Raw genomic sequence first — 24,810 nt, forward strand, 5'->3', positions numbered from 1 at the left:
TTAGCACTCTCATCTAGTGAGTGCTAAATCTATTATTAACTTAACAAACTCTTTTTATAATGTCAATAATGTTGCCTTGAAATTTTAATACTTTTCATTTTAAGAAGGTCTCATTAACGATGTGCTTTTTAGGATAGTGATAAGAGACTTCCGCTCCAGGTTGCTCGCTTTCCATGGGGCGGGCCGGTGAGCCTCCTCGGCAGATGCCTGCGGGGTCTCGCCTGTCCGCTATTCCCACAGGAGTCTCGCACCTTTCGCTCCAATCACCTTTCTCCAAAAAACAGCATCACCTAATTTAACATAAAATTTTTCTTCAGTTTCACCTGGGAAAGAAATGATTACATAATTATCTTTTCTTTTCGATGAATTACTTAGAACTTCTTTTACCCAATTAAACTATATTGTCCACAATTCCTATAAGAAGTCCCAAAAGCAACTAAGTAACCTCCTACTTATGAATGTGTAAGTTATATAAGCTGCAAAAAGATGTACTAATAGAATAGAAAAAAGCCAGTGTAAATTATTCATTAACACTGACTTTTTGATTTTTATTTTATTTAAATTGGATTCTTATTGTTCGTTATTTGAGTTACCTTGTTGACCTTCATCATTATTTCCTTGTTGACCTTCATCATTATTTCCTTGTTGACCTTCATCATTATTTCCTTGTTGTTCCTCATCTTTGTTTCCTTCTTGACCTTCATCTTTATTACTTTGTTGTTTATGTACTACATTTCTTTGTTGCTTTTCATCAACATTTCTTTGTTGCTTTTCATCAACATTTCTTTGTTGCTTTTCATCATCATTTCCTTGTTGTTTATCATCAACATTTCCTTGTTGTTTATCATCAACATTTCCTTGTTGCTTATCATCAACATTTCCTTGTTGCTTATCATCAACATTTCCTTGTTGTTTATCTTCAACATTTCCTTGTTGCTTATCATCAACATTTCCTTGCTGTCCTTCATCGACGTTAGCTTGTTGTTCAACATCGGCATTTTCAGGCTGTTCCTTATTTAAGTTAGCTTGTTGCTCCTTAGTGATTGGTACATTTTTAGATAGTTCTTCAGACTTTGTATTTGAAGAATCTGTAGCTGCATAAGAAATCCCAACAGCTCCTCCTACTAATGATACTGCAATAGATGATATTAAAATTAGTTTTTTCATTTTTATACTCTCCTTATTTATTAGTTTAAATCTTTTATTCTGCTAATTTAACTTACGCGTGCTCGATAGTAACACTTGTCATTAATTGCTTATTAATTATTGCCATCTCCCTGGCTTCCATTATCACCTTGATGATCCTCACTAGAGGATTGACCACTTTGCTTGGTTGAAGAGTTCCCTGAAGATTGGCTTTTTCCTTTTGAATTCTGATTACTTTTATTTGAAGATTGATTATCATTTTCTATATTGCCGTCATTACTGTTTTGTTGATTGCTGTCATTTTTGTTTTGGTCTTCAATCTTTGAGTTGTTTTGAACGCCATTGTTTTTGTTTTGTTCATCTATTTGTGAATTATTTTTATTGTCATCGTCTTTGTTTTGATCACTTATCTGTGAATTGTTTTGATCACGATTGTTTTTGTTTTGTTCATTCACATTGTTTAATGGATTATCTGACACCGCTTTTCCTTCTTTTCCATGAATGGCTGCCATAATGTCCTTAACTTTTGCGTATCTGTAGTCATCCACTGAAATAGCAGGGTCAAGCTCCTGCAATTTATGTATAAGATTCAGTTTCCCTGGACTAATACCAAGCTTCTTTGCTTCTATTCGATTTGAAAGAGCTATATTGTTTTTTTCAATTGTTACGGTTTTTCCTGAGATTTTTAAAGCTTCGTTCACACCCATCTCAGCGTCTTTTCCAAGCTCTTTTGCGACAGTTTTATCGTCTGTTTCCGTAGTAACAGATACGACTGTTGAACCATCTGCTTCAATGAATTGGTTATTAACAGCCGACAGCACAAGTTCACTTACAGCCTTTTTTAAGCTTTTCCCCTTAACATCAATTCCTTTGAGTATAGTAGTTCCATCTTGATTGTATGATTCTACGTCTACTGGATCCCCAGAAGCGTTTACAGAAATTTCCACACTTGGATTAATATCTAAACTTACATATGATACTGGTGTATTTTTATATTCGTACACTTTGTAACCAAGAGCGCCACCACTAATAGCCAAAAATGTTGTTGCAGCAACTGCAATCCATTTATTCATCATAAATTTCCTTCTAGTTGATTTCACTACATTTGTTTGATTGCTTTTTTCATTTAGTTTTTCTTTTAAGAAAAATTCGGTTCTCCGAATTAGATCTTCCTCCGCTGTTACACGATCCATCGCAGATTTAAAACGTATATTCATTTGCATTATCTCCTAATTCCTGCTTCAAAAGTTGCTTCGCTCTGTGCAAATTCGAGTAAATCGTATTTTCCTTTTGTTCTAGCATTTTAGCCATCTCAGGCACTTTGTACCCTTCATAGTAATAAAGGTAAATCACGTCTTTATACTTTGCTGGAAGCCCACGCACTGCTCGTATAAGGTCGCTCTCCGCCTTATCTTCAAAAGCAATCTCAAGACCTTCAATTGTATCCGTGTTTTGGCGCCAGAAGCTTTTACAATGGTCTTTACATTTGTTAATTGTTACTCGAATAAGCCAAGCCTTTTCATGTTGCTCGTTCTCGAAAGGTACTTTATTTTGCAAAAATTTAAGAAAGACCTCTTGAAATACGTCATCCACGTCATTACGATTTCGCAAATACATAAAACTTATTTTTCGAACCATATCAGCGTATTTCTCGAGGGAAAATTTAATCATATCTTCAACCGGTTGTTTTATCATTTTCTTCCCCTCTCACTACTAATACGATTCAAAGTGACAAATCCTTGCAAAATTTTTATATAGTAAATTAAATATTTTTTAAGTACACAAAACTAAGTTAATTATTTGATATTTTCCCTCCATAAGAAGCAACAATATAGATATTATAACCTTTTATCCTTATTCAACTATCTGTCAATTACTTGAATAGCATTCTCCATTAATTTTAATATAAATACCCAGAAAACCTTCGTGAAAAACTGAAAGTAAACAATGGAATTATCATTCGTTTTAACATACTAATTCAATGGGTGACAATAAGTTGTGTCATCTTGCTAAAAGAAATGTGACTTCCTATACTATTTTGAATTTATTATATGATTAAATCCTGTTTATCAATAAAGCGAAACTTCCATCAGTGGGGGTTTTCTTCATCCCCAACTAATGGTTAGTTGAACCAATCGGGCTTTTACGGGATAAAAATAAGCAGCCCAGCTCTATCGCTAATTGGACTGCTATTTCGTGTACTATTTTCTGTTTTGTACTCTTAAACCAAACCCGTTAATTTAGGAATGGCGTGCTTATTTAAACTTTCTTAATAAAATATGGGCCACAATCAGTTTCATGGGTCATAATAAATGTCCATTTATAATCCCAATCCATTACATAAATGTCACTATAGTACATGTGGCGTTTAATATATGGTAGTTCCTCGATTGAAAGTGTTTCTACATTCTCAAGAAGGTAAGCTTCGTTAATAAATTGATAAAATATTGTACATTTATGCTTTGATTGATTAAGAAAAGCTGTTATTGCTTCGTCCTTCTCAAGGCATTTAACCTTTTCCCAACTACATAAGTGTCAAAGAAAATTATCCATCCAAACCTCTCTTTGATCCTCTGATGTAAGATGACTTGCAAAACATTCACGCCATCTCCCACGTAAATAATTTCCCCACTTCGGTATTTCAATCTTCTTTAATTGTTTATTTCTCATATTATTAAAATCCCTCTCTACCATTAAGTAGAACTGTTAAAAAGCAATATACCTTAATCTCAACGCGTTTGAGATTCTAAATAAACCAAGAACTTTAACATAGCCTTAAACAACAAGTAAGTGCCTATAATAAAAATGACTGAAATACTTCATTTCCTAGTAGCTTTCCTCTATGTGTTAACTTCAGATATTCATCTTCCATTATGACTAATTGTTTCTTTGTTAAGTCTTCTACAACGTGTGGAAATGCTTCTTCAAAGTTCACTCCATACTTTTTAGTAAATAAGGATTCTGATACGCCAGCCATTTTTCGTAACCCAAGAAACATTTCTTCTTCCATTTTTTCTTGTTTTGTAACGGTGTGTTCATGGATGATTGAATTTCCTTTTCCATCGATTTCATTGAAATATTTCTTTAATGGACCAGCATTTGAATATCTCACACCATTTACATATCCATGCGCCCCTGCTCCGAATCCATAGTACTCTTCATTATTCCAATATACGAGGTTGTGCTTGCTTTCGTGTCCACCTTTTTCAAAATTACTGATTTCATATTGATGGAATTGATGCTCCTCAGCAAACTTCATTAAAAACTCATACATCGCAGCTTCATCGTCTTCTGGAGAAGGCTTTAATCTGCCACGGTTCATTTCAATATAGAAAACTGTTTTTGGTTCAATAATGAGCGAATACGCAGAAATGTGCTCAATTGGTAGGGCAATTGCTTTGTTTAATGAGTCTTGGAATTGTTCCATTGTTTGGCCTGGTAAGGCATACATTAAATCGAGATTCACATTTTTAAATCCGACTTCTTTTGCTAAATGGATTGCATTGCCGATATCATCCGGTGAATGAGTTCGTCCAATTTTCTTTAGCAGGCCTTCATCAAAGGTTTGTGCTCCGTAGCTAATTCGGTTGACACCACCTTGATGTAGTAATACTAGTTTTTCTTTTGAAATATCGTTCGGATTTGCTTCAAATGAGTATTCTACGTTTTCGTGATGCTTTAATATGTTTGACTTTATGATTTCTAATAGTCGCTCGGTTTGTTTCAGATCTAATGCAGTTGGTGTGCCTCCACCGACATAAATTGTTTTTAATTCGTTGATTGGATGAGTAGTAAGTGTGCTTTTGATTTCTTTTTCAAGATAATCTAAATACTCATCTACTGGCTGGCGATCCATCATAAATTTATTGAAATCACAGTAATAACAAATTTGTTGGCAAAATGGGATATGTATATAGACTGAAGAAGCCATGTTGTTCCCCCTTTTTCTTTTCCTAATGAAAAGCCCCCGGGTTAGCGTAATCCTTACTCGTAAGGTGCTAACTCAGGGACTTATTTCTTTTGATTTAACTAGGTTAGATTAATCGTCCATTCGTAAAACGGCCATGAATGCTTCTTGTGGTACTTCAACAGAACCAACAGCCTTCATTCGTTTTTTACCTTCTTTTTGCTTATCAAGAAGTTTACGTTTACGAGAAATGTCACCACCGTAACATTTTGCTAATACGTTTTTACCGATTGATTTAATCGTTGTACGTGCTACGATTTTTTGACCAATTGCAGCCTGAACTGGCACTTCGAATTGTTGTCTTGGAATTAATTCCTTCAACTTTTCAACAATAATCTTACCGCGGTCATATGCAGAATCTCTGTGAACGATAAATGATAAAGCATCGACTTGTTCACCATTTAATAAGATATCCATTTTCACAAGCTTAGAAGGTTTATATCCAATTAGCTCGTAGTCAAATGACGCATATCCTTTAGTATTTGATTTTAATTGATCAAAGAAATCATACACGATTTCAGATAATGGTAGTTCATACTTTAATGTTACACGATTTGCATCAAGATATTGCATATCAATGAAATTACCACGTTTCTTTTGACAAAGCTCCATAACTGCACCTACATAATCGTTTGGTACCATGATTGCAGCTTTTACATAAGGCTCTTCAACACGGTCAATTGATTGAGGGTCAGGCATGTTTGATGGGTTATCAACGACCAATACATCTTTGTTTGTTAAATGTACTTGATAGATAACACTTGGAGCAGTCGTGATTAAGTCAATTTTAAATTCACGTTCGATACGCTCTTGGATAACGTCCATGTGTAATAATCCTAAGAATCCACAACGGAAACCGAATCCTAATGCTTGTGATGTTTCTGGCTCAAATTGAAGAGCTGAGTCATTTAATTGTAGCTTTTCTAATGCATCACGAAGATCATTATATTTCGCAGTATCAATTGGGTATAATCCACAGAATACCATTGGATTTAATTTACGGTAACCAGGTAGTGGCTCAGTAGCTCTATTATGTGCATGAGTAATTGTGTCCCCTACACTAGTATCTCCAACGTTTTTAATTGAAGCTGTAATAAATCCTACATCTCCAACCGTTAATTCGTCTCTAGCTTCTGATTTTGGTGTGAATACGCCTGTTTCAACAACCTCAAACTCTTTACCCGTTGCCATCATTCGAATTTTTTGACCTACTTTAACCGTTCCTTCAACAATACGAACGTAAGCAACTACTCCGCGGTATGGGTCAAATAACGAGTCGAAAATCAATGCTTTTAACGGTGCTTCTGAATCTCCAGTTGGTGCTGGAACTTTTTCAACGATCTGTTCTAGAATATCTTCAATACCAATCCCTGCTTTTGCAGAAGCTAATACCGCTTCAGATGCATCTAAGCCAATTACATCCTCTACTTCTTGACGAACACGTTCTGGTTCTGCACTTGGTAAATCAATTTTATTAATAACAGGAAGGATTTCTAAATCGTTATCCATCGCTAAATAAACGTTTGCTAAAGTTTGCGCTTCAATACCTTGCGCAGCATCAACAACAAGAATTGCCCCTTCACAAGCCGCTAAACTACGAGAAACTTCGTACGTAAAGTCGACGTGTCCTGGTGTGTCAATTAAATGAAGAATATACTCTTCACCATCTTTTGCTTTATATTTTAATTGTACTGCATTTAATTTAATCGTAATTCCACGTTCACGCTCTAAATCCATTGAATCAAGTAATTGAGCTTTCATTTCACGTTGAGAAAGTGCATTTGTTTTCTCAAGGATACGGTCAGCTAACGTTGATTTGCCATGGTCAATGTGTGCGATGATTGAAAAGTTACGTATACGCTTTTGTCTTTCCAGTCTTTCCTCTTTATTCATTCTACCACTCCTAATATTTCTCGACAGCATAGATAGATTTGATTATATCAATTACTAACGTATTCTTCAATGACTAAAACTATTATATGACAACAGCTGTCAAAATGGGACTGGTACATATTACTGTTTCTAAAAGAGGGAAGGAACTTTTTCAATCAACTTAATGACGTGCCCTACAACTCCTGTTACAAATGACGTAATTCCTTTTCCAATGGAAGTAACATAATTAAATGCACTTAATTTTTCGAGCTCTTGTTCTCGTTTTTTCAATTCTTCCCCAGTAAAATCTCGTCCTAATACAGTTGCTTCTCGTTTCCCATCTACTGTTCCAACTGAAACGATGTCCTTGAGTTGATAGTAATTTGTACTAGTGACTTTACTGATGCCATTTTTTGCAACCTGCATTCCAGTAAGAGCTAACATGATAAACACACTAAATATAAGTAGGTATTGGAAAATTTTCTTTATCATCACGAACTCTCTCCAATTACAAATTAGTGGGTATACGAACCAAGATTATCTTGATTGATTTTCGAATGGAATGCTGCATTCATGCCTCCAGCAATAACATTTGCCATATCTTCCATAAATGAGTCTACTTCTTTTGGTGTTACCATTAAGTTATGTCCTAAAGGAGCTAATACCTCATGAATTAACTTTCTTTTCTCATCTTCATCTAGCGTACCAACAATTCCAAGAAAAGTAGCTCGTTGTTTTTCATCTGGCAGATCCTCTTCTGTTAATTTTTTCTTCTCACCAAACGTAAATCCAGATGGAAGAAGTGCTTTAACAGGCTTGTCGCCTTCTTTCATTTCTCTTCCAAAATGCTTTAATATGTAATCGATCGTATCACTTGTGATCGCCACGGCATCCACTACAGTTGGAACGCCAATTGCGATTACTGGAATCCCTAACGTATCTTTACTTAATTCTTTTCGCTTATTTCCTACCCCAGACCCAGGAGAAATCCCATTATCCGTTACCTGAATAGTTGTATTTACTCGCTCAATCGAACGCGCAGCAAGTGCATCAATCGCAACAACGAAATCAGGCTTAACCTTGTCAATGACACCAGAAATAATATCACTCGTTTCAATCCCAGTAATTCCCATTACCCCAGGTGAAATCGCCGCAACAGGACGGTATCCATCTTGAACACTTTCAGGTTGCAGCTCAAATAAATGCTTTGTCACTACTAAATTTTCTACTACCATCGGACCTAACGCATCAGGAGTCACATTCCAGTTCCCAAGTCCAACGACTAAACAAGTTTGATCCTCAGTAATACCAAGATTTTTGAGAAAAGCTGAAAACTCTTTTGCAAACACTCTTTCAACCTTTTCTTGAAGCTCAGTATCTTGTTCTCTAATTCCTTGAACTTGAAGCGTAAGATAATTACCAGCTTTTTTTCCTAATCTTTCTTCTGCACTTTCATCTATTGCCATACTTGAAATTGAGATCCCGTCTTCTTCGCGCTCTTTTATAGTGACACCAGGAATTTCTTGCGTACTTTGCTCCTTTTCCTGTGCCATCTGTCTTGCTTCAACTGCTAAATCCGTTCGAACACTATATTTGCTTAAATCTAGTTCACTCATCCCAAAACCTCCAATAGATTCCTCTTAAATTTAAAAATCAATCTATCAGTAGTTTAGCTAGTTTTATGTATTTCTAAACGAATCGCATGATTTTCTATACTAAATGTACAAAAACCCTCTATGTTGGTATTGCAAACACACAATCCTTTTGGTAAAATAAGTTTTGTTCTATTTGTGATCGAGGGCATCCCTCGACTGCATTAACGGAGGTGAAAAGAATGCCAAATATCAAATCAGCAATCAAACGTGTAAAAACAACTGAAGCTCGTCGTGCTCACAACGCATCTATCAAATCTGATATGCGTACTGCTGTGAAAACTGTTGAAGCGTTAGTTACTAATAACGAACTTGAACAAGCGAATGAAGCTCTTAAAGTTGCTTCTAAGAAATTAGATAAAGCTGTTAACAGCAATTTAATTCACAAAAACGCTGCTGCGCGTCAAAAATCTCGTTTAACTAAACAAGTTAACGGTTTAAACGCGTAATACTTAAAGGTTACTTCTGATGAGGTAGCCTTTTTTCTTTGCCTAAAAAAATAAAACGACTATTCAAAAAAATTTTGGATAGTCGTTTTGTTCTATTATTAAAAGGCTGTTTTCATATACTTTGTTGCTGTTGTTGATTGGAACTCCAGGTTGCTCGCTTTCCGTGGGGCGGGCGGCGAGCCTCCTCGGCGTAGCCTGCGTGGTCTCACCTTCCCGCCGCTCCCACAGGAGTCTCGCACCTTCCGTTCCAATCAACTGTTGGCTCTAAGAAAATCTAAAAAATAACTTTCCCTTTTTGTGACTTTTTCAACAAAGTTCTTTAAACAGAAGCTATTCTTTAGGAAATTTATCTATTACATACAATTTCGTCTTTTTCTTTATTATCTTATTCTCCACATAAATCCAAGTATAATAAAGTACCCAAAATGTTAATGGTACTAAAAAATATATCATTGATGATTTTGAGTTTCTCGGTAAATATACTATTAATAAAATTGAAATTAATAAAAATGGTGGTAACAGTGTCCAATATTTCCGTTTGTCAAATCTCACTTTTCTTTTCATCCTTTTTAATTTAGTTCATACAAGAAACGGAATTACTGGGTGTGAAATGATATTTCGATCTCGATAAGTCTGAGTGATCACATCACTTTTTGTACTTAAAATTCCATTTTGTAAAATGACTGGTTTAAACCCTCTCTCCATTGCACCGTTATAGGTAAAGAGAACACAGTGTTCTGCTGCAAAGCCCGATAAAATGACTAAATCAATATCATTTTCCTTTAAAATCTGTTCCAATTCAGTGTTCCAAAATGCATTCGATTCTTCTTTAGTAATGCGAATATCTTCTTTATCTACTTTAATTTGTGGGATAATTGACAATAAATCAGATGAAACTTCATTTGCTTGTTCCATGTCCTGAATATGTACAACTAACTGATTTTTTGAACGAATCAATTTAGCAACATAGTTAATATATTCACATGCCCTTTCTACATTTAATACTTCGTTTTGTTCTTGTAAAAATAATTTCTGCATGTCTATAATTAAAAATCCAATTTTCATTGTTATACCACTCCCAATATTTGGCTTAATAGGCACTTTCATTAATTTAAAACATGGATTATATCTAATACTTTCTATTTTTATGAAAGAATACCTCCATATATAATTAAAAGTGATCTTTTAGTAGGGCCATCTTTAAGAACTTCATAATTCTAAATTCGTTAAATTAATACAAAAAAAGACGACACTTGCCTTAGAAATTAAGGAAAATATCGTCTTTTGAATCTACTATTCCTGTTCTTGCTTCTTATCCACATATCTCATAAAATTTAATGCTTTTTGGTATTCCTCTTGAAGATATGGAGGTATATCCTTAGTATCTAATTTTTTGGGGTTTATTCCACTTTGAACCATAATTTTTTCATATGTCATTAGAGATTTAATATATTCCCTATATTCCTGTGATGTTAACACGTCTTTACTTGAAGGGAGACCATTCAACTTATCAAAATAAGGCTGGATTTTTAGATAAACATTCTCTAATTCCCTAGCTTTTTCTAGTGGTAATTTATCGTAATCGATGTTTCCGTATTTATCACCATAATTAAGTTTAGCATTTGTTACGATAGATAATTCTTTTTTAAATTCTTTATAACCTGATTCACCTAAATCCCCTTTAGCCTGCATCAATTTTGCATTAAGCAAAAAGTAACTATCCATTGTTGCACTTGCTATATGCTTCTTTAAATTTTCGAATGATCCATAAAGACCATCTGCTAAATAGGCTTGGTAAGAAAAAGCACTTGTAGGTATTAAAAGCGCTGCAAATATTACAACTTTTATCAATTTATTTTTCGGTTTCCCATTTCTTGGGTTATTCAAATTACTAATCACTTTGACTTTCAGTTCAGTTGAAGGAATTAATTGATTACCTTTTTCTTTAATAGACTCTCTTAAACGAGTATTGATATCCATTACACATTCCCCACTTTCTCAAAAAATAGCTTCTTTCCTTGCTCATTAGACCGTAGTTTCTTTAATGCCGAATGAATTCTTGATTTAACAGTTCCAACAGGTATATCTAAGATACTAGCTACTTCTTCTTGAGAATGATCGTTCAAATAGCGAAGAATAATAACTTGTTTAAGTTTATAAGGCAATTTATTTACTAATTTAATAAGATCTTCGTTTGCAATTTTATCAACTAAATCATTTGAAAAATCAACTTCTGTAACTTGTTTGTACTCTTCCGCTTTTTTTGCTATACGAAGGCGCATCCATCTACTTCTTCTATATGATTGAATTTGTTTTATTACAATCCCCATTAACCAAGGCTTAAACTGTCTTTCATGATCATAATTGCTTAGTGATTTATATAACTGAATGTAGATATCTTGAATTAGATCATCTATATCATTTTTTTCTTCTACAAGAAAATGAACATTTTTATAGACATATAGAATTGTCTTATCATAAAGCTCACTATAAGCATGTTTATCACCTGATAGAATCCATCTAATAAGCTTACTGTACTCGTTCTGATCACACATTCTCTATCCTCCTGTTTTTTATTTTTACTATATATTGGTAAAATCCATTAATTTCGTTCGATTTATTTTAAATAGTTTGTCATTATCTTTTTCAGACTATTAAAACTTGAACTTTTTAACAACTATTTTAAAAGAAAATATTCAAGCTAAACAAAAAGACGACACTTCCATTAGAAATTAAGGAAAGTATCGTCTTAGAAATATTTTGTTCAAATTGATTATCGAAACCTAAACCTTTTAGAGTTTAACTGCCTACATCCTGCTCTTAACTAAATCCTATTTGTTCCATACCTCTTCAAGGGTGTCTCTGAAAAGTTTATCCAATTCTGGAGTAAAGTCTTGATTACTAAGATTCAGTGTTTTTGCATATTCACGTAGACGTGTGATTTCTTCATTCAGAAAATCGTTTATAACTTGGATTTTTGGTTCTAAATCTAGTTCATCCCCATCCATCTTTCTTTTTAAAAGAATTTGGATTTCATTCTTTAATTCACCTTCTGGTAATAAGGTGTTCAATAATATTGGAAATTCCAATGGTGGAAACTCATTATATTTTTCGATCCATTTTGATGCTAATACTGGCCTTAGAACATAGAAATATTTTTTTATCTTAACTTCTTCACCTTGTAAAAACTCCCTAAAATTATTACTTGCCATATTTAGGTAGTGATGAAGACAAGAATTTGGAGCAAAGATGGTTTTACTTAGGTCTCTCATCTGATCAATGGTTGAAAAAGCTTGATAATATACAATTCCTGAACGAAGCCACTCCATTAACGGTGGATTTGATTTCCTAAATAATTTCAATGTTTTAGTTAAATCCCACCCTGAAACATCAAGCAAATTATTTATCGGTAATTCAATTACATCTCTTTTATTCCCAATACCGATCTGATCAATTGTTAGGTAGTCTTCTGTTTTATGAACATAAATAAATCTTACATCATAATCACTATCTTTAGATGGGAATCCCCATGCTCTACTACCTGACTCGCAAGCAAAAAGGATTTTGACTTGATAGTCTTCCTCGATTTTCTTTAAAGCGTTTAAAATGGTTTCTTTCAACTTTATTACCTCAAATCACTTAATTTTATATTTCTTAAATATATACTATTTTTTAACGGTACAGATATTATATGTTCTAGTTTCTTGTTCATTATTAAGTATTCATCTCGACTTTCCGACTTGGTTCGCTTAAGGATTCCCCTTTAGCTCGTCTTTCTAATGCAGGTGTAATTCGGACGAATATGAGAATGCCAATCACACCTAAACTTGTTAAAAAGAAAGAAGTCGTAAACTTTGATAGAAATGCACTTAGTGAAACCGTTAATGAGCATATAAACATTGCTAAATTAAATGTCAAACCAGCAACAGCCATATAAGAACTTCTTGTATTTTCAGCTGGCAAATGAGCCATATAGTTTTGTTGAACAGGAACACGTAACACTTCTGCAATCGTTGCTACAAACATCGCAGTAAATAGCAACCAAATTGAATTGCTATATGAAATCACTGCGTATCCAGCAACAAACGCAACACAACTCCAAATAAGCGTAAGTTGATCGTTCATTCTATTCACAATCTTTGTAGCAAATAGAGCCATCACGACTACTAGAATCGTGTTCTCCGTACGAAGGAAACCAGTCATTTCAATTCCTCCGAATGTCCAATTCAGAATGTGTTGGGTGGTCATTTCATTTGTTAACCGTATACTTATGTAATTCGTTAATTGAAATTCCATCGAAAGGACAAGTAACCCAGCGAGGACAAAATGGATAAAGAGCTTATCCCGAAATACTTCACGATAATTTGAAATCATTTTTTTAGCGTGAAGACGGATCGTTTTCGTCTCTGATTGTTGAATAATCATACTTTCTTCTACGAAAAATGTAATTAAGACCCATGTTATAAACGAGACAATTGAAAGAGCCAACAACAGTTCAAATAAATACGATTTGAATAAAAATCCACCTAACATCCCACCAATCGCGATGGATAGATTGTTCGACCAGTACATGATGGTATACATCATTTTTCGTTCGTCCGGTTTACTTACATCAATTAACATTGCTTGATTCGCAGGGCCTGCTAATCCCCAACAAATGCTATTGACTGTCATCATGAGAAACGTTATGATCGGTGATGAAAACCACGGTGAATTACAGAACATCATCGTTATAAACGCAAATAACCGTAATGTTTCAGCAAAGACCATTATCTTTTTTCGACCAAATTGATCGGAAAAATAACCACCAAAAAAGTTAAGAATAATTCCAATAAATACATTTATCAGCAGTAGTAACCCAGCATTTTTAACGCCAAAATACTTCGATAAATAAATTGCCATAAACGGAAAAATCATACTACCAATCGACGAACTTAAGAAAGATTCAAGTAGTCGAATTTTAATGTTTTTGTGAAATTTAAATAGATTCATTAATTTGCAACCTTTCGTTTTTCTTAGTACTATTGTTTTGCCAAAAACTTGCATTATAAAAACCTTATCGGTTCTTCTTGATTTAAATTGAATGAAAATTTATCTTTTTCTAATTTTTCATTTAAATAGAATATCAGTTCTAAAGTAAAAACGCCACCTATAAAACTGAAAACCTAATTTGGTATTGAACTATTCCGGACCTTTACCAAAATTTAAAAAAGAGATGCCTGCTTGTTATCCCCATAACTAGGGAAGTACCATTTTAACAAAGCCTTATTTTAATCATTCGTTTCTATTTTGGGTAATGTAAAAAAGACGATACTTCCCGAAATAGGAAATATCGTCTTTTTATTCGTACAGTTTTTAGTTTATGTAATCTAAACTGTTATCTTACGCTTGAGGTTTAGTATAGTTTAAATCCCAGATTACGCCGAATTTGTCTTTCACTTTACCGTATTTTGCACCCCAGAAAGTATCTTGAAGCTCCATTAACACTGTTCCGTGTTGAGTGAAACGATCATATAATGTTTGAATTTCTTCTTCGCTTTCTAATTCAAGAGCTAATGAAATATTACTTCCAATTTCAACTGTTTTATCTCCCATTGCATCAGACGCCATAATGAATAAATCACCTTTTTTAAACTGAGCATGAATAATCAGATTGTCAGCTTCTGGAGGAGATGGAAAATTAGCTTCTCCATAAGTTTGTAATCCCATAATTTCTCCATCAAAAATTTCTTTATAGCATTCTAATGCCTCTCTAGCATTGCCATTAAAGTATAAATAAGGTGTAATTTGATGTTTCATTCTAAATACTCCTTTGATTTAGTAGATTTTATTTTTTATTAAATACTTTTTACTAAGATTTTTAATTACTAACATTCATAAGGTATTTCCATTATTGGGTAAAAATAAGAAAATCGATATTTTTGTCTCACTAGTTTTCGTTTAATGAATTTTATTTTGCTTCGCGGTCGTTATGGTAAACGCCAAAAATAAGACCTTCTGGATCTTTACAATAAGCTACATAGCCAATACCAGGAATAGCATTTTTCGGAACAACTACTTCTCCACCATTTTTCACTACTATTTCTAGATACTCATCAACAGAAGAAACCTCTACCGTATTAAAAGTTCTAGCTTCTCCATCTGGTGATGGCATAATCCCGCCATTAATTCCTTGGCCTTCATTACCTGTAACAACAAAATAATATTCTTGGTCCCCAAACTGTTCAAACTTCCAACCAAAAACATTTGAATAAAAATCCATAGCATTTTTAGGATTTTTCACCTGAAATTCGAAGTGATTAATTCGATTCATACTTTCCCTCTATTCTTTTGGAATTTTCTTACAAACTTAATTATAAATCATTACTCAAAGCAAAACAAGAACATACGTTTGTTTTTACAATAAATTAATGTTTTATTTGGTTTCTCAACTTTTTTACTTATCTTAAATATATAGCACTACAATTAAATTCTTAAAGAAGAATAAAATCTTAAATAAAAGAAGAAAAGGACCCATTCAGGTCCTTATTTGATTGCATTTTGAAGAAATGCCTTAATTAATGGGTGAACAATATTTTTTAATGCTGAACGTTCAGGTTGAAAAAGCGTTCCAATAAAGAAAGGATGATTACTTAATTCCATAATGCGAGTTTCTCCTTCAGAATCTACTCCAGCAATTCTCATACCTGCTTCCTCTAATAATGGAGCAAACTCTGGATTTAAACCATAATTACAGATTCCGTACTGTTCAACTATCTCAGTACTACCATATATATCAGCAACCTTTGAGTTTGGAGCGAGTTTAAAGTTATGTGTTTTTTCACTTACTGAACAAGTGAGAGGTGCAACCAAAAGTAACGAGGAAGTAGGATTCTCCTCAGCATGGTCTGCATCTGAAAGTCCCAACACATTTCTAGCAAACTCAATAACCATATGCTGAAAACCACCACATGTTCCTAAAAAAGGTACATTCTGTTCTCGAGCAAATCGGATCCCATTTAAGGCGCCTTGCATACTCTTATAAGGACTTGCAGGAACTGTCCAAAGTGCTTGGAACTTTGATAGTTTTTGTTCGTAGTCATTTTCCAATGAAGTTGTTGGTATCCATTCAATTTCGATGTGGCATCCAAGATCATCTGAAGCCAATTTAATCGCTTGAGGTATCGCATTATGTGCTACAACTTCTGAATCAAAGTCACCAATTAATCCAATCTTACTCACAAAAACACCCCTTCAATTTATAAATAGTTGATTTATTAAAAGAATAATTATAGAATTCTAAATCAAATATAGTCAATAAATTCTTCTTTTACGACTCTACTTTTCAGTTTAAGAGGGATCTATATGGCTATCAAAAAACATGCCAAAATCATTTTCAACTACTGAACTCCACAAAAAAAGCCGAGAAATTATCCCCGACTTTTTCCATACTTTATCCACAATCCAAAAGTTGACAGGCACCTTTTCAGGCACCTTTTCAACCTTTTCACTCTGCCTCTACTAACTTCTTGAGCACTGTAAGAACCGACTGTTCATCTTCGTCAATAGATTCCTCAACACCAGCACCTGGTCTGTTATCGTCCTGTTCGATGGCTAGTAGTGTGATACCCTCTTTTTCATTCAGTATGTAACTCATAACAAAGTAATTTTCTGGCTTATCTTCCAATCCAGGACGAGGTGCAAAAAGGCTGTATTTAATCAACTCATGAGGTACGACTTCCAAAACCTTCCCCCATTGTTCATAGACATTCCCTTCCCATTCACTACGGAAAAGAATATCACTATCCACTTTCCAATCTGTAATCAGATTGCTACCGTACTGCCATTGTTTAACTAGTTCTGGTTTCGTCAACGCATCCCATACCTTCTTTGCAGGTGCATTGATTGTAACTTTGGAAATGTTCTTAGCCATTGAATTCTCCTCGTTTTAACAGAATTGATATTATTTATCCTTCAATTCGTTAGAATAGTTTTATGTAAGTTCCTTCATCCTTGCATCTAACTGCTCTAAAACAAATGGCCATGCTTGTTCGTGTCCATCTCTTGATTCTTCATCAGGAAATCCAGCATGTGTAAGACGCACTTTCGCACCTTCACCATGAGATTCCAGTTCAACTGTCACAACCGTCTCTTCTCCCTTAGTTCCTTTAATCCCAGTAATCCATGTTATTTCTACAAGACGGTCTTGTTCAAGTCTTAGAAATCGACCGTAATGAGGATGACGTTGTCCTTCAAAGGCTGTCTCAAAGAAAAATGGTGTATTAACCTCACCCCTCATTATCACAGTTCCAGGTGCTGCAAACCAACTATCGAACTGCTTTGTCCACGCTTTATATAGTACATTAGGTGGTGTCTCCATTAGACGTTCTACTGTCAGGCTATGAGGTCTTGTAGAAAGATCAGGTGTTATAATAGGCTTCATTTTCAATGTCCTCCATTTGATTAATTTTATATTGATGTAAGTCTATCACTGTTTTATTTTTTTAGAAACATATGCGAATTGGTAAATAGAACTTATTACAAGGGGCTCTTTCCAACTATTGTTCTACTCCTTCTTAATTTCTACAAAACTATACAAGTAACCTTCATTTGATTTTAATAAATAAAGAGTTGCGATTTTCTCTACTTTTGAAGAGAATGTAATGCACAGAAATAATATAAAGGATTCAAGTACTACGATATCGAATACACCTTAAATAGAAAATTTATGAACTAGAAGAAAAACTCACGAAGATTTGAACAAGGAGACTAGATAAACTTGAAAAATATGTCTTTAGGAAACAATCTCGATGATTCAAAAGGAGATACCATTTTTTCACTTATAGTCACAAAGCTTCGGGCCGCTGGTTGTGTTTTTGCTGAGGAAGAGGCTCGTTTACTCATCTCCACTGCACAAACCCAGGGAGATCTTGCTGATATGGTAAACCAACGAGTTTCAGGTTTACCTCTTGAATACGTTGTTGGATGGGCAGAGTTCTGCGGTGTACGAATAGCCATAGATCCAGGGGTATTCGTCCCACGCCCACGTACTGAGTTTCTCGTTAACCAAGCCATTACTATCACTCATCCCGGGTCTGTAGTGGTTGATTTATGTTGTGGATCAGGAGCTGTAGGTGTTGCGCTAGCTAATGCCATGGACGGAATTGAGTTGCATGCCACCGACATTGATACTGCTGCAGTACAGTGTGCCCGACGAAACATCATTCCAATGGGTGGATGTGTATACGAAGGCGATCTTTATGAGTCACTTCCTACTAATCTAAAAGGGCGTGTTAATATCTTGATTGCTAACGCACCTTACGTACCAACTAAGGCAGTCGAACTACTTCCACGAGAGGCCCGCTTACACGAGGCACGGGTAGCGCTTGACGGGGGATTGGACGGACTAGATATCCAAAGAAGAGTAGCTGAATCCGCGACAATGTGGCTAGCACCCGGTGGTTATCTTTTAATAGAGACTAGTGTGAAGCAAGCACCACAAACTTCAGAAATCTTCTCACGAAACGGTCTGATACCACATGTGGTTTATTCTGAAGAGCTTGATGCTACTGTGGTTATCGGAACACGGCTTACAAACAAACGAGAGTAATATTCTTAAAGCTATTTTGCAAAGGTGGTTGAGTAATGTTTGATCTTTTAAGAAAAATGTTTGCAATTATAGGTTTAGGATTAACGCTTTATTATTATTTTTCAGGAAAAAACTATCATTTCATGTCGAATCCACTCATACAACTTTGCATATGGTTAATGTTCTTAATGACTGGTTTATCCGAATTAATAAAGAAACGGACAAATATGGCTTTATGTTATTTTTCTGTGTTGGGGATTGTTTTAATTGTCGAAGTTATTTCATCAATTAGATAGGTTTTAAAAAGAGGATTTCAAATTGTGATCTGAATAATTTGAAATCCTCTTTTTATAAGATTGACTCAAAATTCCTCAACAGTTTAGGAATCTCTTTTTCTACCAATATAAAGTAAATGAGACGACATACCTAGAATATAAGGGTCCACTGCTCTTTCTATAATTAATTCTATTATTTTACCTACCTCTTTTTCCCCTTTGTCTTTCCAGTAATCCCAGTTTTCATTTGTTAAGATGGAAGCAACATTCGAGCCAATCAGTTCTATACTCTCAAATCCTTGCTGTTCCATGAAAGGTTTGATATCTTCAATATCGAAATAATATGCTCCTGTAAAACGCCCTTCATCTGCATGATTAAAACATCCAGTTTTAGAAAATTGATTTATTGAATCCATATTATTATTCGGTTTCCAATTTTCTGGATACAGTAGTGATGAAAAAATATGCTTAATTCTAGGCATAAAGGCAACAAATATAATGCCATCTTTTTTTGTTACTCTATGTAATTCATTTACTGCCTTAATTCGGTCATTTTCTTCCTGTAAATGATACAAAGGACCAAGCATTAACGATGCGTCGAATTGTTCGTCTTTTAAACTAGTAAGCTCTTTCGCATCAGCAACATAAAATCCATTGAATTGCTTGGCTAAATCAAGTTCTTCAGCTTTGCTTTTAGCAACTTCAACCAATTTTGGCGTAAAATCAGTTAATGTTACAGTATAGCCATTTTTCGCAAGTACCATTGCATATTTCCCTGGGCCAGCCCCGTTATCTAGTATATTCCCTGTCTTTGGAATATATTTATTGATATAGTGCCAATTTACTTGAAATTCGATTGGCTCCCGATCTAGTCGCCCCCATTCGTCAAATTGGTTATAGTAATTAATGATTTTATTCATACACTCACCCGTCTTCTGTAAATTTAATTAAAAGAAAAAAATCCTTAGACTGTAAACTACAAGTCTAAGGATTTTGGCAAACAAATGTCTAATCGATAAACTAATCGAAATAAATCATGATTGAATTTCTTCTAAATCTTTCAACAGCCATCCTTTACTTTCTTCAACTATTACTTGCGAAGTGTAGTCATACGCTTTTTGTAATTCAGTTTTACATTTTTCTAGATCATTTAATACTTTATAAGCTCTTGCGGCTGCTTCATAAGCATACGCTTTGTAAAATGGCGCTATATCAGAATTGTTACTTACATCAATACATTTGTTAGCGTAATGTAATGCCGTTTCACCTTGTCCGATAACAGCATAAACTCTTGCTAACTGCCAGTAACCTATTGATATATTAGTAGGTGTATGCTCCTCTACTTGGGTCCAGTGCCAGAAAGAACTATGACATAAGTGAACCATTTCCTCGTCCTCGTTGGCTGTTCTACTTTCTTTTTCAAGATGCTCCCAAACCTTATTAAAGCATGATGCAGCAAGTTGCCTATGTGTAAAGCTAGGTTTTTGTACAGTCTCTTCCACACTACTTCCCCCTTTATTGATTATTCCAATCCTATCTATATTTTAAGAAAATTCAGATATTAAATCAATAAAAAGAGGACTAACCCTTGAAAAAGATAAAATCTATTTTTCTTGCTTAGGATTCCATTCCAGTAGACATTGCTACCTTTTTTAAATAATAGATTTCTTCTCTCATCATGTGATCAGCCATTAAAGCTGAAAATGTACCTAGCACCTGATGAGATAGTTCTAACTCTTCTATTTCTTTTAAAAAGGCTTGAAACAATTTGATTTCTAACGTTACATCATTATTGTATTTACTAAGTGCTGGAAAAGTTGAGAGGTTCGTTCTTAAATACCCTGTCAATTCAACGGCTTTAAGATAGAACTGCTCAAAATGTTTTGTAAATTTCTCACTTTTTTTCTGAAGTTTATTTTCAGTTGCATCTAGATTAATCATAATGGCACCTGCATGGCCAGCTGCATCTAATGTCCATAATAAGTGGTGGTGTAATTCATGAAATATTGGAGGGTTTTGATTCTTTTTTAAATAAGAAAGGACAAGTAAATACTCTTCTAATTCATTTACCATATGGTTAAGAAATGTTGAACTTAGGTGAAAAGAGAAATCTGATGTTAACTTTTTTTCTAGTAAATTTAATTTAAAACTTCTTAGATTTTGTGCACTTTTTTCGGCATTACTTGTTATTTCGTCAAGATTACCTCCACTTTTTAAACTGGCCAATAATCCGTTAAATGTTTGAATAAAATTTTTGGCTACTTGTATTTCCTGTTGTTCCTTTTCAACCAATGCATCTAATATAAATTGAGAATGATCTCTTAGTATTTGTAACCAAAACGAATGTTCATACGTGGCAGCTTGAGCAAAGCTCTGCATTTTTATCCTCCTTAATCCTTATTCCTGTTTCTAAATGATATTAAGGAAGGACAAATTTTATCCGATTATCTTTAAAATCTGTAGAATCATTTAATAGTTAAACAAAAGGTAGGATCTTTTCTTACAATGAACAGCATACGGAAAATTTTAAAAAACCCTTAGACCAGTAAACTACTAGCCTAAGGATTTTATTGATACCTCAAATAGTATTTTCAGCTTTGTATTTCCCAACATATTCTTCGTAGTCTAATACTTCAATAACACTCGACCATTTGAGGACTTTTCCTACAAAGTTCCTAATGTCTAATCCCTGCATTTCATATAATTTGTCTGTATTAGTTGTTCCAGTTGCATCTTTAATGAATGTCACTTTATATCCTCGATCAAATGCAGAAATAGCTGTAAACATACAACAAAATTCAGTCTCAAAACCAATAATATAAAGATGATTTACACCTAATTTTTCTAATGTATTAGAGAGCTCCGTATTGAAGAATGAACTTGGCGTTTGTTTCTCAATGACATAATCAGCATAGTCTTTTAATGAACTATGTAATTCAGACCCAATAGAATCTCTACACAATGGACTTTCTTTCGAATCATCAAAATGCCTGATAAAAATTACAGGATTACTACTTTCTTTGAAATCCTTAATAACACACTCCATAAGTGAAAGTTCTTGTTTGAAATCACCATATTTAACAATACCATTTTGTACATCAATAACTAATAGTGCTTTCATTTGATTCACCTTCCTATTACCGTTATAGATAATTTATTCTATGAATCTATGATATTTCCTTTTCATTTAAGGCATACCAATAAGAGAGAATCTAAAAGATGAATTATTTTATTCGAACCGTCCGAATTATAAAAAACAGTAGTGTGCCAAAAAGAATAATCAGGAATCCTGGGAATTCCCATACCCCAAGAAGACTTTCTTTTTGTTTAGAGACAAACACATCATTCCAAGCACTATAAGCAAAGAATACGAGCATTTCATTTTTAATGAAATTTAACATCAATATTGAATTTTTATATTTTCTTTCCACATTTTCATCAGTTAATCCAATGTAATTATGAGTATGTGGATACTTTTCTAAAATTGTTAAACCACTCCAAAGAACAATACCAATAATAAGTGGTACAAAAATAAATCCTTTACTTCCCCAATGATCTGGTTCACCCAATCCGTTATAATGTGTCGGAACCTTGTTAGGTAAGGATGACCATTGTGTTATTAAGTAAACGATAGAGCTTATAAATGACAGAAGAGCTATCCAATTGAAAATTTTCGCCACAATGGGTGTTTTAATTTGTAATTTTGGACGTTCCATGTAAATTAATCCTTTCTATGAGTTTTAATTATATCTATAGTCATATTTTCCATAAGGCAAAGAAATTTCATGTCCGTTAATACTAATCGTGTTCTCGTCAATCCAATAAATGTTAGATTTTGATGTATGGTATTCCCAATAAATATTTTTACATTTACTTTTGTTTTTATTAAATATTAATTCTCCACGTACGGCAAAATCAGTAGTAGCTCCTCCATTTATAAGAAATGTTTTAACTGTATAAGTCCCTTTTGGAGAGGTAGATTGCTCAATAAAATCTCCTTTTGGAGGTCTTTGTATGGAATAAATTCCATATAAAATGAGAACTAAAAATAAAGTTGCTACCAAACTTAAAACTAGTTTCACTTTCTTTTTCGTAGATTTTATTTCATTTTCAATCTCATTATCATTATAAATAGTAGTCCCCTCCTTTATTTGTGGTACTATTCGTTTCAAAAATCATTAATCAACAATAGTTTCCTTCAAAGGATTTCTCAAAAAGTCAAATAGCATATGTATTTGTGACTCTGTATTACGATTTGTTGATAATGGAGGTAAAGCATTCTCATTGAAAAAGCCTATTTTATCTGTTTCAAGCCCAGTGCTTGCATTCCCTCCAATTATTTCACACTGAATAAACAGTTTGTAATAATGATAGGGTTGTGGTGGATGAGGATGTTTATTCATATCTAAAACTGCTAATAATCTTTTAGGAATTACGTTGTATCCAGATTCTTCTTGTATTTCTTTCACAACATTTTCTCTAGCAGAGAGGCCAACATCACAAAATCCTCCTGGTAAAGACCATGTTAAATCTTCACTCTCTCTAACCAATAATATTTTATTCTCTTTAAATACTACTCCTCGAACATCCACTTTTGGTGTTTGATAGCCTGTTTCACTTGCAAATAAATCCACTACTTTTTCCATTTCTAAATCAGTATATTCAGCTATGATCTCTGCACTTATGATACGTAACTCGTTGTACCGTTCTATATCATAAGGATCTTTTGAAAATGTTAATCCTGATTGAGAAATAGCTTGAATTTTTTTGGCCCATTCTAACCATTTATGACTCATAAAACTATCTCCTTTAAAAGAATACAAACTTTATAAGTTTCATTATTACATTTGTCTGGAAATCTACATTACATTCTTCGTATTCCTGTACTGTAAATCTATTTTTTATAATTTATATAGTATGTATCATATGGCTCTTCCAAGACATAACCTAGCTTTTCCGCTAAATAAACTGAATCAAGATTTGCTGCATCCCAATTAGGATATATTCCTCGTTCAAGACAATCTAAAATTAAAACTGAAGATGCCACAGTGGCTAATCCTTTTCTTCTATGCTCAGGGTGTGTATCAACTTCAATCTCAATTCCTCCATCATAAACACTGTATGATGATGCACCACATACAACTTGTCCATTATGTAAGATACAATATCCAACACCTTTATTCAGATAATCATCAATAGATTCATACTAACTCGTGAAATCCTCTGAAAGTTGCTGAAAAGATGATTCATATGCTATAGAGGCATCAATTTTTTTAAGCTCATAGACTTCGGGTAGGTTTGCTAACAAAGATACCAGATAATCACGATTTAAATCTTTATCATTCTTTTTAAAGGCATATCGTTGAAATTTATCACTTCGTCCTTCATGAATCGTTTCTATACGCTTTTTCCATTCTTCAGTATTGACAATGGCTAAAATATTTTCAGGAATGTTACAAAGTAAATCTTCTGCCCCCATTGCATTGGGATCTCCGGCATAGAATACAAAGATACCTACAATAATTTGTGCAACTGTTGGGTTTTCAAGGTTATCAACCCACGCAGTTCCCATATGTCCCTGAAGACATGAGAGGATCATAGTGTGATTCATATTTTTAAACATAGGTAATAATTTTTTTCTTGAATGGATATCCACTTCATAAATCATTAAAATTCCTTCTTTCTTCCAGCTTCTGTTAAATTAATTAACTTGTAAGCCAACTTTTATCTTGAATGAAGCACTTTTAATAATGCGCCTTATTTCTCTTATTCGATTGCAGACTAAACAAACTTGGAAATAACCAATTATCTAAGAATTTTATGACTCCTATATATCAGGACTTATATTCTATAAATCTCTAAAACATCCTTCTTAAAGTAT

The 24,810-nt window shown here is 33.9% G+C and carries 27 protein-coding genes and 2 pseudogenes; 3 read left to right on the forward strand and 26 right to left on the reverse strand.

The window, feature by feature from the left end:
* Window positions 1–570: 570 nt before the first annotated feature.
* The 8 genes and pseudogenes from J5Y03_RS00720 to gpr form a co-directional block, all read right to left on the reverse strand.
* Window positions 571–1,167: a hypothetical protein gene (locus J5Y03_RS00720; RefSeq protein WP_209401359.1), complete on the reverse strand. Its 597-nt coding sequence runs from the start codon at window positions 1,165–1,167 to the stop codon at window positions 571–573.
* Between the two features lie 92 nt (window positions 1,168–1,259).
* Complete coding sequence (locus J5Y03_RS00725; RefSeq protein ID WP_209401361.1) at window positions 1,260–2,363, reverse strand: anti-sigma-I factor RsgI family protein; 1,104 nt, start codon at window positions 2,361–2,363, stop codon at window positions 1,260–1,262.
* Window positions 2,347–2,841, reverse strand: coding sequence for an RNA polymerase sigma factor (locus tag J5Y03_RS00730; protein WP_209401363.1), 495 nt, complete (start codon window positions 2,839–2,841; stop codon window positions 2,347–2,349). Before J5Y03_RS00730 ends, J5Y03_RS00725 begins: the two co-directional genes overlap by 17 nt.
* Before the next feature lie 564 nt (window positions 2,842–3,405).
* Window positions 3,406–3,840, reverse strand: a pseudogene (locus J5Y03_RS00735) (DUF4275 family protein).
* A 100-nt stretch (window positions 3,841–3,940) separates the two neighbouring features.
* Window positions 3,941–5,077 carry a radical SAM family heme chaperone HemW gene (hemW, locus tag J5Y03_RS00740; protein WP_209401365.1) on the reverse strand — a complete coding sequence of 379 codons (1,137 nt, stop codon included), beginning with the start codon at window positions 5,075–5,077 and terminating at the stop codon, window positions 3,941–3,943.
* A gap of 108 nt (window positions 5,078–5,185) precedes the next feature.
* Window positions 5,186–7,006 carry a translation elongation factor 4 gene (gene lepA, locus J5Y03_RS00745; protein WP_209401374.1) on the reverse strand — a complete coding sequence of 607 codons (1,821 nt, stop codon included), beginning with the start codon at window positions 7,004–7,006 and terminating at the stop codon, window positions 5,186–5,188.
* 129 nt (window positions 7,007–7,135) lie between these two features.
* On the reverse strand, window positions 7,136–7,477 hold the full coding sequence (locus tag J5Y03_RS00750; RefSeq protein WP_209401376.1) for a DUF3679 domain-containing protein: 342 nt from the start codon (window positions 7,475–7,477) through the stop codon (window positions 7,136–7,138).
* 23 nt (window positions 7,478–7,500) lie between these two features.
* The gene (gene gpr / locus J5Y03_RS00755; RefSeq protein ID WP_209401378.1) at window positions 7,501–8,601 is read right to left on the reverse strand and encodes a GPR endopeptidase; all 1,101 of its coding nucleotides are present in this window, start codon (window positions 8,599–8,601) and stop codon (window positions 7,501–7,503) included.
* A gap of 218 nt (window positions 8,602–8,819) precedes the next feature.
* On the opposite strand from gpr, the gene rpsT reads away from it, so the two are divergent.
* The gene (gene rpsT, locus J5Y03_RS00760) at window positions 8,820–9,086 is read left to right on the forward strand and encodes a 30S ribosomal protein S20 (RefSeq protein WP_209401380.1); all 267 of its coding nucleotides are present in this window, start codon (window positions 8,820–8,822) and stop codon (window positions 9,084–9,086) included.
* A 579-nt stretch (window positions 9,087–9,665) separates the two neighbouring features.
* Here rpsT and J5Y03_RS00765 read toward each other — a convergent pair.
* The 10 genes from J5Y03_RS00765 to J5Y03_RS00810 all read right to left on the reverse strand — a co-directional run bounded on the left by J5Y03_RS00765 (window position 9,666) and on the right by J5Y03_RS00810 (window position 17,508).
* Window positions 9,666–10,151 (reverse strand): cysteine hydrolase family protein, encoded by a 486-nt coding sequence (locus tag J5Y03_RS00765; protein ID WP_209401382.1) that lies wholly within the window; start codon window positions 10,149–10,151, stop codon window positions 9,666–9,668.
* 228 nt (window positions 10,152–10,379) lie between these two features.
* A complete protein-coding gene (locus J5Y03_RS00770; protein ID WP_209401384.1) occupies window positions 10,380–11,066 on the reverse strand; it encodes a DUF3600 domain-containing protein in 687 nt (228 codons plus the stop codon).
* Window positions 11,066–11,641 (reverse strand): sigma-70 family RNA polymerase sigma factor, encoded by a 576-nt coding sequence (locus J5Y03_RS00775; RefSeq protein WP_209401386.1) that lies wholly within the window; start codon window positions 11,639–11,641, stop codon window positions 11,066–11,068. The genes J5Y03_RS00770 and J5Y03_RS00775 overlap by 1 nt, the downstream gene beginning before the upstream one ends.
* Window positions 11,642–11,917: 276 nt before the next feature.
* Window positions 11,918–12,706, reverse strand: coding sequence for a nucleotidyltransferase domain-containing protein (locus J5Y03_RS00780; RefSeq protein WP_209401388.1), 789 nt, complete (start codon window positions 12,704–12,706; stop codon window positions 11,918–11,920).
* A gap of 94 nt (window positions 12,707–12,800) precedes the next feature.
* Window positions 12,801–14,078 carry an MDR family MFS transporter gene (locus tag J5Y03_RS00785; protein ID WP_209401390.1) on the reverse strand — a complete coding sequence of 426 codons (1,278 nt, stop codon included), beginning with the start codon at window positions 14,076–14,078 and terminating at the stop codon, window positions 12,801–12,803.
* 390 nt (window positions 14,079–14,468) lie between these two features.
* The gene (locus tag J5Y03_RS00790) at window positions 14,469–14,885 is read right to left on the reverse strand and encodes a VOC family protein (RefSeq protein WP_209401392.1); all 417 of its coding nucleotides are present in this window, start codon (window positions 14,883–14,885) and stop codon (window positions 14,469–14,471) included.
* Between the two features lie 151 nt (window positions 14,886–15,036).
* On the reverse strand, window positions 15,037–15,399 hold the full coding sequence (locus J5Y03_RS00795) for a VOC family protein (RefSeq protein WP_209401394.1): 363 nt from the start codon (window positions 15,397–15,399) through the stop codon (window positions 15,037–15,039).
* A 212-nt stretch (window positions 15,400–15,611) separates the two neighbouring features.
* Complete coding sequence (locus J5Y03_RS00800; protein ID WP_209401396.1) at window positions 15,612–16,307, reverse strand: CTP synthase C-terminal region-related (seleno)protein; 696 nt, start codon at window positions 16,305–16,307, stop codon at window positions 15,612–15,614.
* A 265-nt stretch (window positions 16,308–16,572) separates the two neighbouring features.
* Window positions 16,573–16,998: an SRPBCC family protein gene (locus J5Y03_RS00805; protein ID WP_209401398.1), complete on the reverse strand. Its 426-nt coding sequence runs from the start codon at window positions 16,996–16,998 to the stop codon at window positions 16,573–16,575.
* Window positions 16,999–17,058: 60 nt separating this feature from the next.
* The gene (locus J5Y03_RS00810) at window positions 17,059–17,508 is read right to left on the reverse strand and encodes an SRPBCC family protein (protein ID WP_245208678.1); all 450 of its coding nucleotides are present in this window, start codon (window positions 17,506–17,508) and stop codon (window positions 17,059–17,061) included.
* A gap of 345 nt (window positions 17,509–17,853) precedes the next feature.
* On the opposite strand from J5Y03_RS00810, the gene J5Y03_RS00815 reads away from it, so the two are divergent.
* Complete coding sequence (locus J5Y03_RS00815; RefSeq protein WP_209402176.1) at window positions 17,854–18,675, forward strand: putative protein N(5)-glutamine methyltransferase; 822 nt, start codon at window positions 17,854–17,856, stop codon at window positions 18,673–18,675.
* A gap of 35 nt (window positions 18,676–18,710) precedes the next feature.
* Complete coding sequence (locus J5Y03_RS00820; protein ID WP_209401400.1) at window positions 18,711–18,950, forward strand: hypothetical protein; 240 nt, start codon at window positions 18,711–18,713, stop codon at window positions 18,948–18,950.
* An 83-nt stretch (window positions 18,951–19,033) separates the two neighbouring features.
* Here the strand turns inward: J5Y03_RS00820 and J5Y03_RS00825 are convergent, their stop codons facing one another.
* The 8 genes and pseudogenes from J5Y03_RS00825 to J5Y03_RS00860 form a co-directional block, all read right to left on the reverse strand.
* Window positions 19,034–19,849, reverse strand: coding sequence for a class I SAM-dependent methyltransferase (locus J5Y03_RS00825; protein ID WP_209401402.1), 816 nt, complete (start codon window positions 19,847–19,849; stop codon window positions 19,034–19,036).
* Between the two features lie 114 nt (window positions 19,850–19,963).
* Window positions 19,964–20,431, reverse strand: a complete 468-nt coding sequence (locus tag J5Y03_RS00830) for a hypothetical protein (protein WP_209401404.1) — start codon at window positions 20,429–20,431, stop codon at window positions 19,964–19,966.
* A gap of 115 nt (window positions 20,432–20,546) precedes the next feature.
* Window positions 20,547–21,308 carry a DUF2935 domain-containing protein gene (locus J5Y03_RS00835; protein ID WP_209401406.1) on the reverse strand — a complete coding sequence of 254 codons (762 nt, stop codon included), beginning with the start codon at window positions 21,306–21,308 and terminating at the stop codon, window positions 20,547–20,549.
* Between the two features lie 199 nt (window positions 21,309–21,507).
* Window positions 21,508–22,050, reverse strand: coding sequence for an isochorismatase family protein (locus J5Y03_RS00840; RefSeq protein WP_209401408.1), 543 nt, complete (start codon window positions 22,048–22,050; stop codon window positions 21,508–21,510).
* Between the two features lie 103 nt (window positions 22,051–22,153).
* Entirely contained in the window at window positions 22,154–22,645 is a 492-nt protein-coding gene (locus J5Y03_RS00845; protein WP_209401410.1) for a DUF1648 domain-containing protein, read from the reverse strand.
* A 24-nt stretch (window positions 22,646–22,669) separates the two neighbouring features.
* Window positions 22,670–23,101, reverse strand: coding sequence for a DUF5412 family protein (locus J5Y03_RS00850; RefSeq protein ID WP_209401412.1), 432 nt, complete (start codon window positions 23,099–23,101; stop codon window positions 22,670–22,672).
* A gap of 6 nt (window positions 23,102–23,107) precedes the next feature.
* Window positions 23,108–23,725 carry an NUDIX hydrolase gene (locus J5Y03_RS00855; RefSeq protein ID WP_209401414.1) on the reverse strand — a complete coding sequence of 206 codons (618 nt, stop codon included), beginning with the start codon at window positions 23,723–23,725 and terminating at the stop codon, window positions 23,108–23,110.
* A gap of 98 nt (window positions 23,726–23,823) precedes the next feature.
* A pseudogene (locus J5Y03_RS00860) lies at window positions 23,824–24,597 on the reverse strand (GNAT family N-acetyltransferase).
* Between the last annotated feature and the right edge of the window lie 213 nt (window positions 24,598–24,810).

This window comes from Gottfriedia endophytica, assembly GCF_017814275.1.
Classification (GTDB): domain Bacteria; phylum Bacillota; class Bacilli; order Bacillales; family Bacillaceae_G; genus Gottfriedia; species Gottfriedia endophytica.

Coding starts and splice junctions, on each gene's coding strand:
- J5Y03_RS00790 (WP_209401392.1), bottom strand. CDS start 14,885: ATGAAACATCAAATTACACCTTATTTATACTTTAATGGCAATGCTAGA.
- J5Y03_RS00810 (WP_245208678.1), bottom strand. CDS start 17,508: ATGAAGCCTATTATAACACCTGATCTTTCTACAAGACCTCATAGCCTG.
- J5Y03_RS00720 (WP_209401359.1), bottom strand. CDS start 1,167: ATGAAAAAACTAATTTTAATATCATCTATTGCAGTATCATTAGTAGGA.
- J5Y03_RS00815 (WP_209402176.1), top strand. CDS start 17,854: ATGTCTTTAGGAAACAATCTCGATGATTCAAAAGGAGATACCATTTTT.
- J5Y03_RS00855 (WP_209401414.1), bottom strand. CDS start 23,725: ATGAGTCATAAATGGTTAGAATGGGCCAAAAAAATTCAAGCTATTTCT.
- J5Y03_RS00770 (WP_209401384.1), bottom strand. CDS start 11,066: ATGGATATCAATACTCGTTTAAGAGAGTCTATTAAAGAAAAAGGTAAT.
- J5Y03_RS00730 (WP_209401363.1), bottom strand. CDS start 2,841: ATGATAAAACAACCGGTTGAAGATATGATTAAATTTTCCCTCGAGAAA.
- hemW (WP_209401365.1), bottom strand. CDS start 5,077: ATGGCTTCTTCAGTCTATATACATATCCCATTTTGCCAACAAATTTGT.
- rpsT (WP_209401380.1), top strand. CDS start 8,820: ATGCCAAATATCAAATCAGCAATCAAACGTGTAAAAACAACTGAAGCT.
- J5Y03_RS00840 (WP_209401408.1), bottom strand. CDS start 22,050: ATGAAAGCACTATTAGTTATTGATGTACAAAATGGTATTGTTAAATAT.
- J5Y03_RS00725 (WP_209401361.1), bottom strand. CDS start 2,363: ATGAATATACGTTTTAAATCTGCGATGGATCGTGTAACAGCGGAGGAA.
- J5Y03_RS00835 (WP_209401406.1), bottom strand. CDS start 21,308: ATGCAGAGCTTTGCTCAAGCTGCCACGTATGAACATTCGTTTTGGTTA.
- J5Y03_RS00805 (WP_209401398.1), bottom strand. CDS start 16,998: ATGGCTAAGAACATTTCCAAAGTTACAATCAATGCACCTGCAAAGAAG.
- J5Y03_RS00825 (WP_209401402.1), bottom strand. CDS start 19,849: ATGAATAAAATCATTAATTACTATAACCAATTTGACGAATGGGGGCGA.
- J5Y03_RS00820 (WP_209401400.1), top strand. CDS start 18,711: ATGTTTGATCTTTTAAGAAAAATGTTTGCAATTATAGGTTTAGGATTA.
- gpr (WP_209401378.1), bottom strand. CDS start 8,601: ATGAGTGAACTAGATTTAAGCAAATATAGTGTTCGAACGGATTTAGCA.
- J5Y03_RS00845 (WP_209401410.1), bottom strand. CDS start 22,645: ATGGAACGTCCAAAATTACAAATTAAAACACCCATTGTGGCGAAAATT.
- J5Y03_RS00795 (WP_209401394.1), bottom strand. CDS start 15,399: ATGAATCGAATTAATCACTTCGAATTTCAGGTGAAAAATCCTAAAAAT.
- J5Y03_RS00750 (WP_209401376.1), bottom strand. CDS start 7,477: ATGATAAAGAAAATTTTCCAATACCTACTTATATTTAGTGTGTTTATC.
- J5Y03_RS00785 (WP_209401390.1), bottom strand. CDS start 14,078: ATGAATCTATTTAAATTTCACAAAAACATTAAAATTCGACTACTTGAA.
- J5Y03_RS00765 (WP_209401382.1), bottom strand. CDS start 10,151: ATGAAAATTGGATTTTTAATTATAGACATGCAGAAATTATTTTTACAA.
- J5Y03_RS00775 (WP_209401386.1), bottom strand. CDS start 11,641: ATGTGTGATCAGAACGAGTACAGTAAGCTTATTAGATGGATTCTATCA.
- lepA (WP_209401374.1), bottom strand. CDS start 7,006: ATGAATAAAGAGGAAAGACTGGAAAGACAAAAGCGTATACGTAACTTT.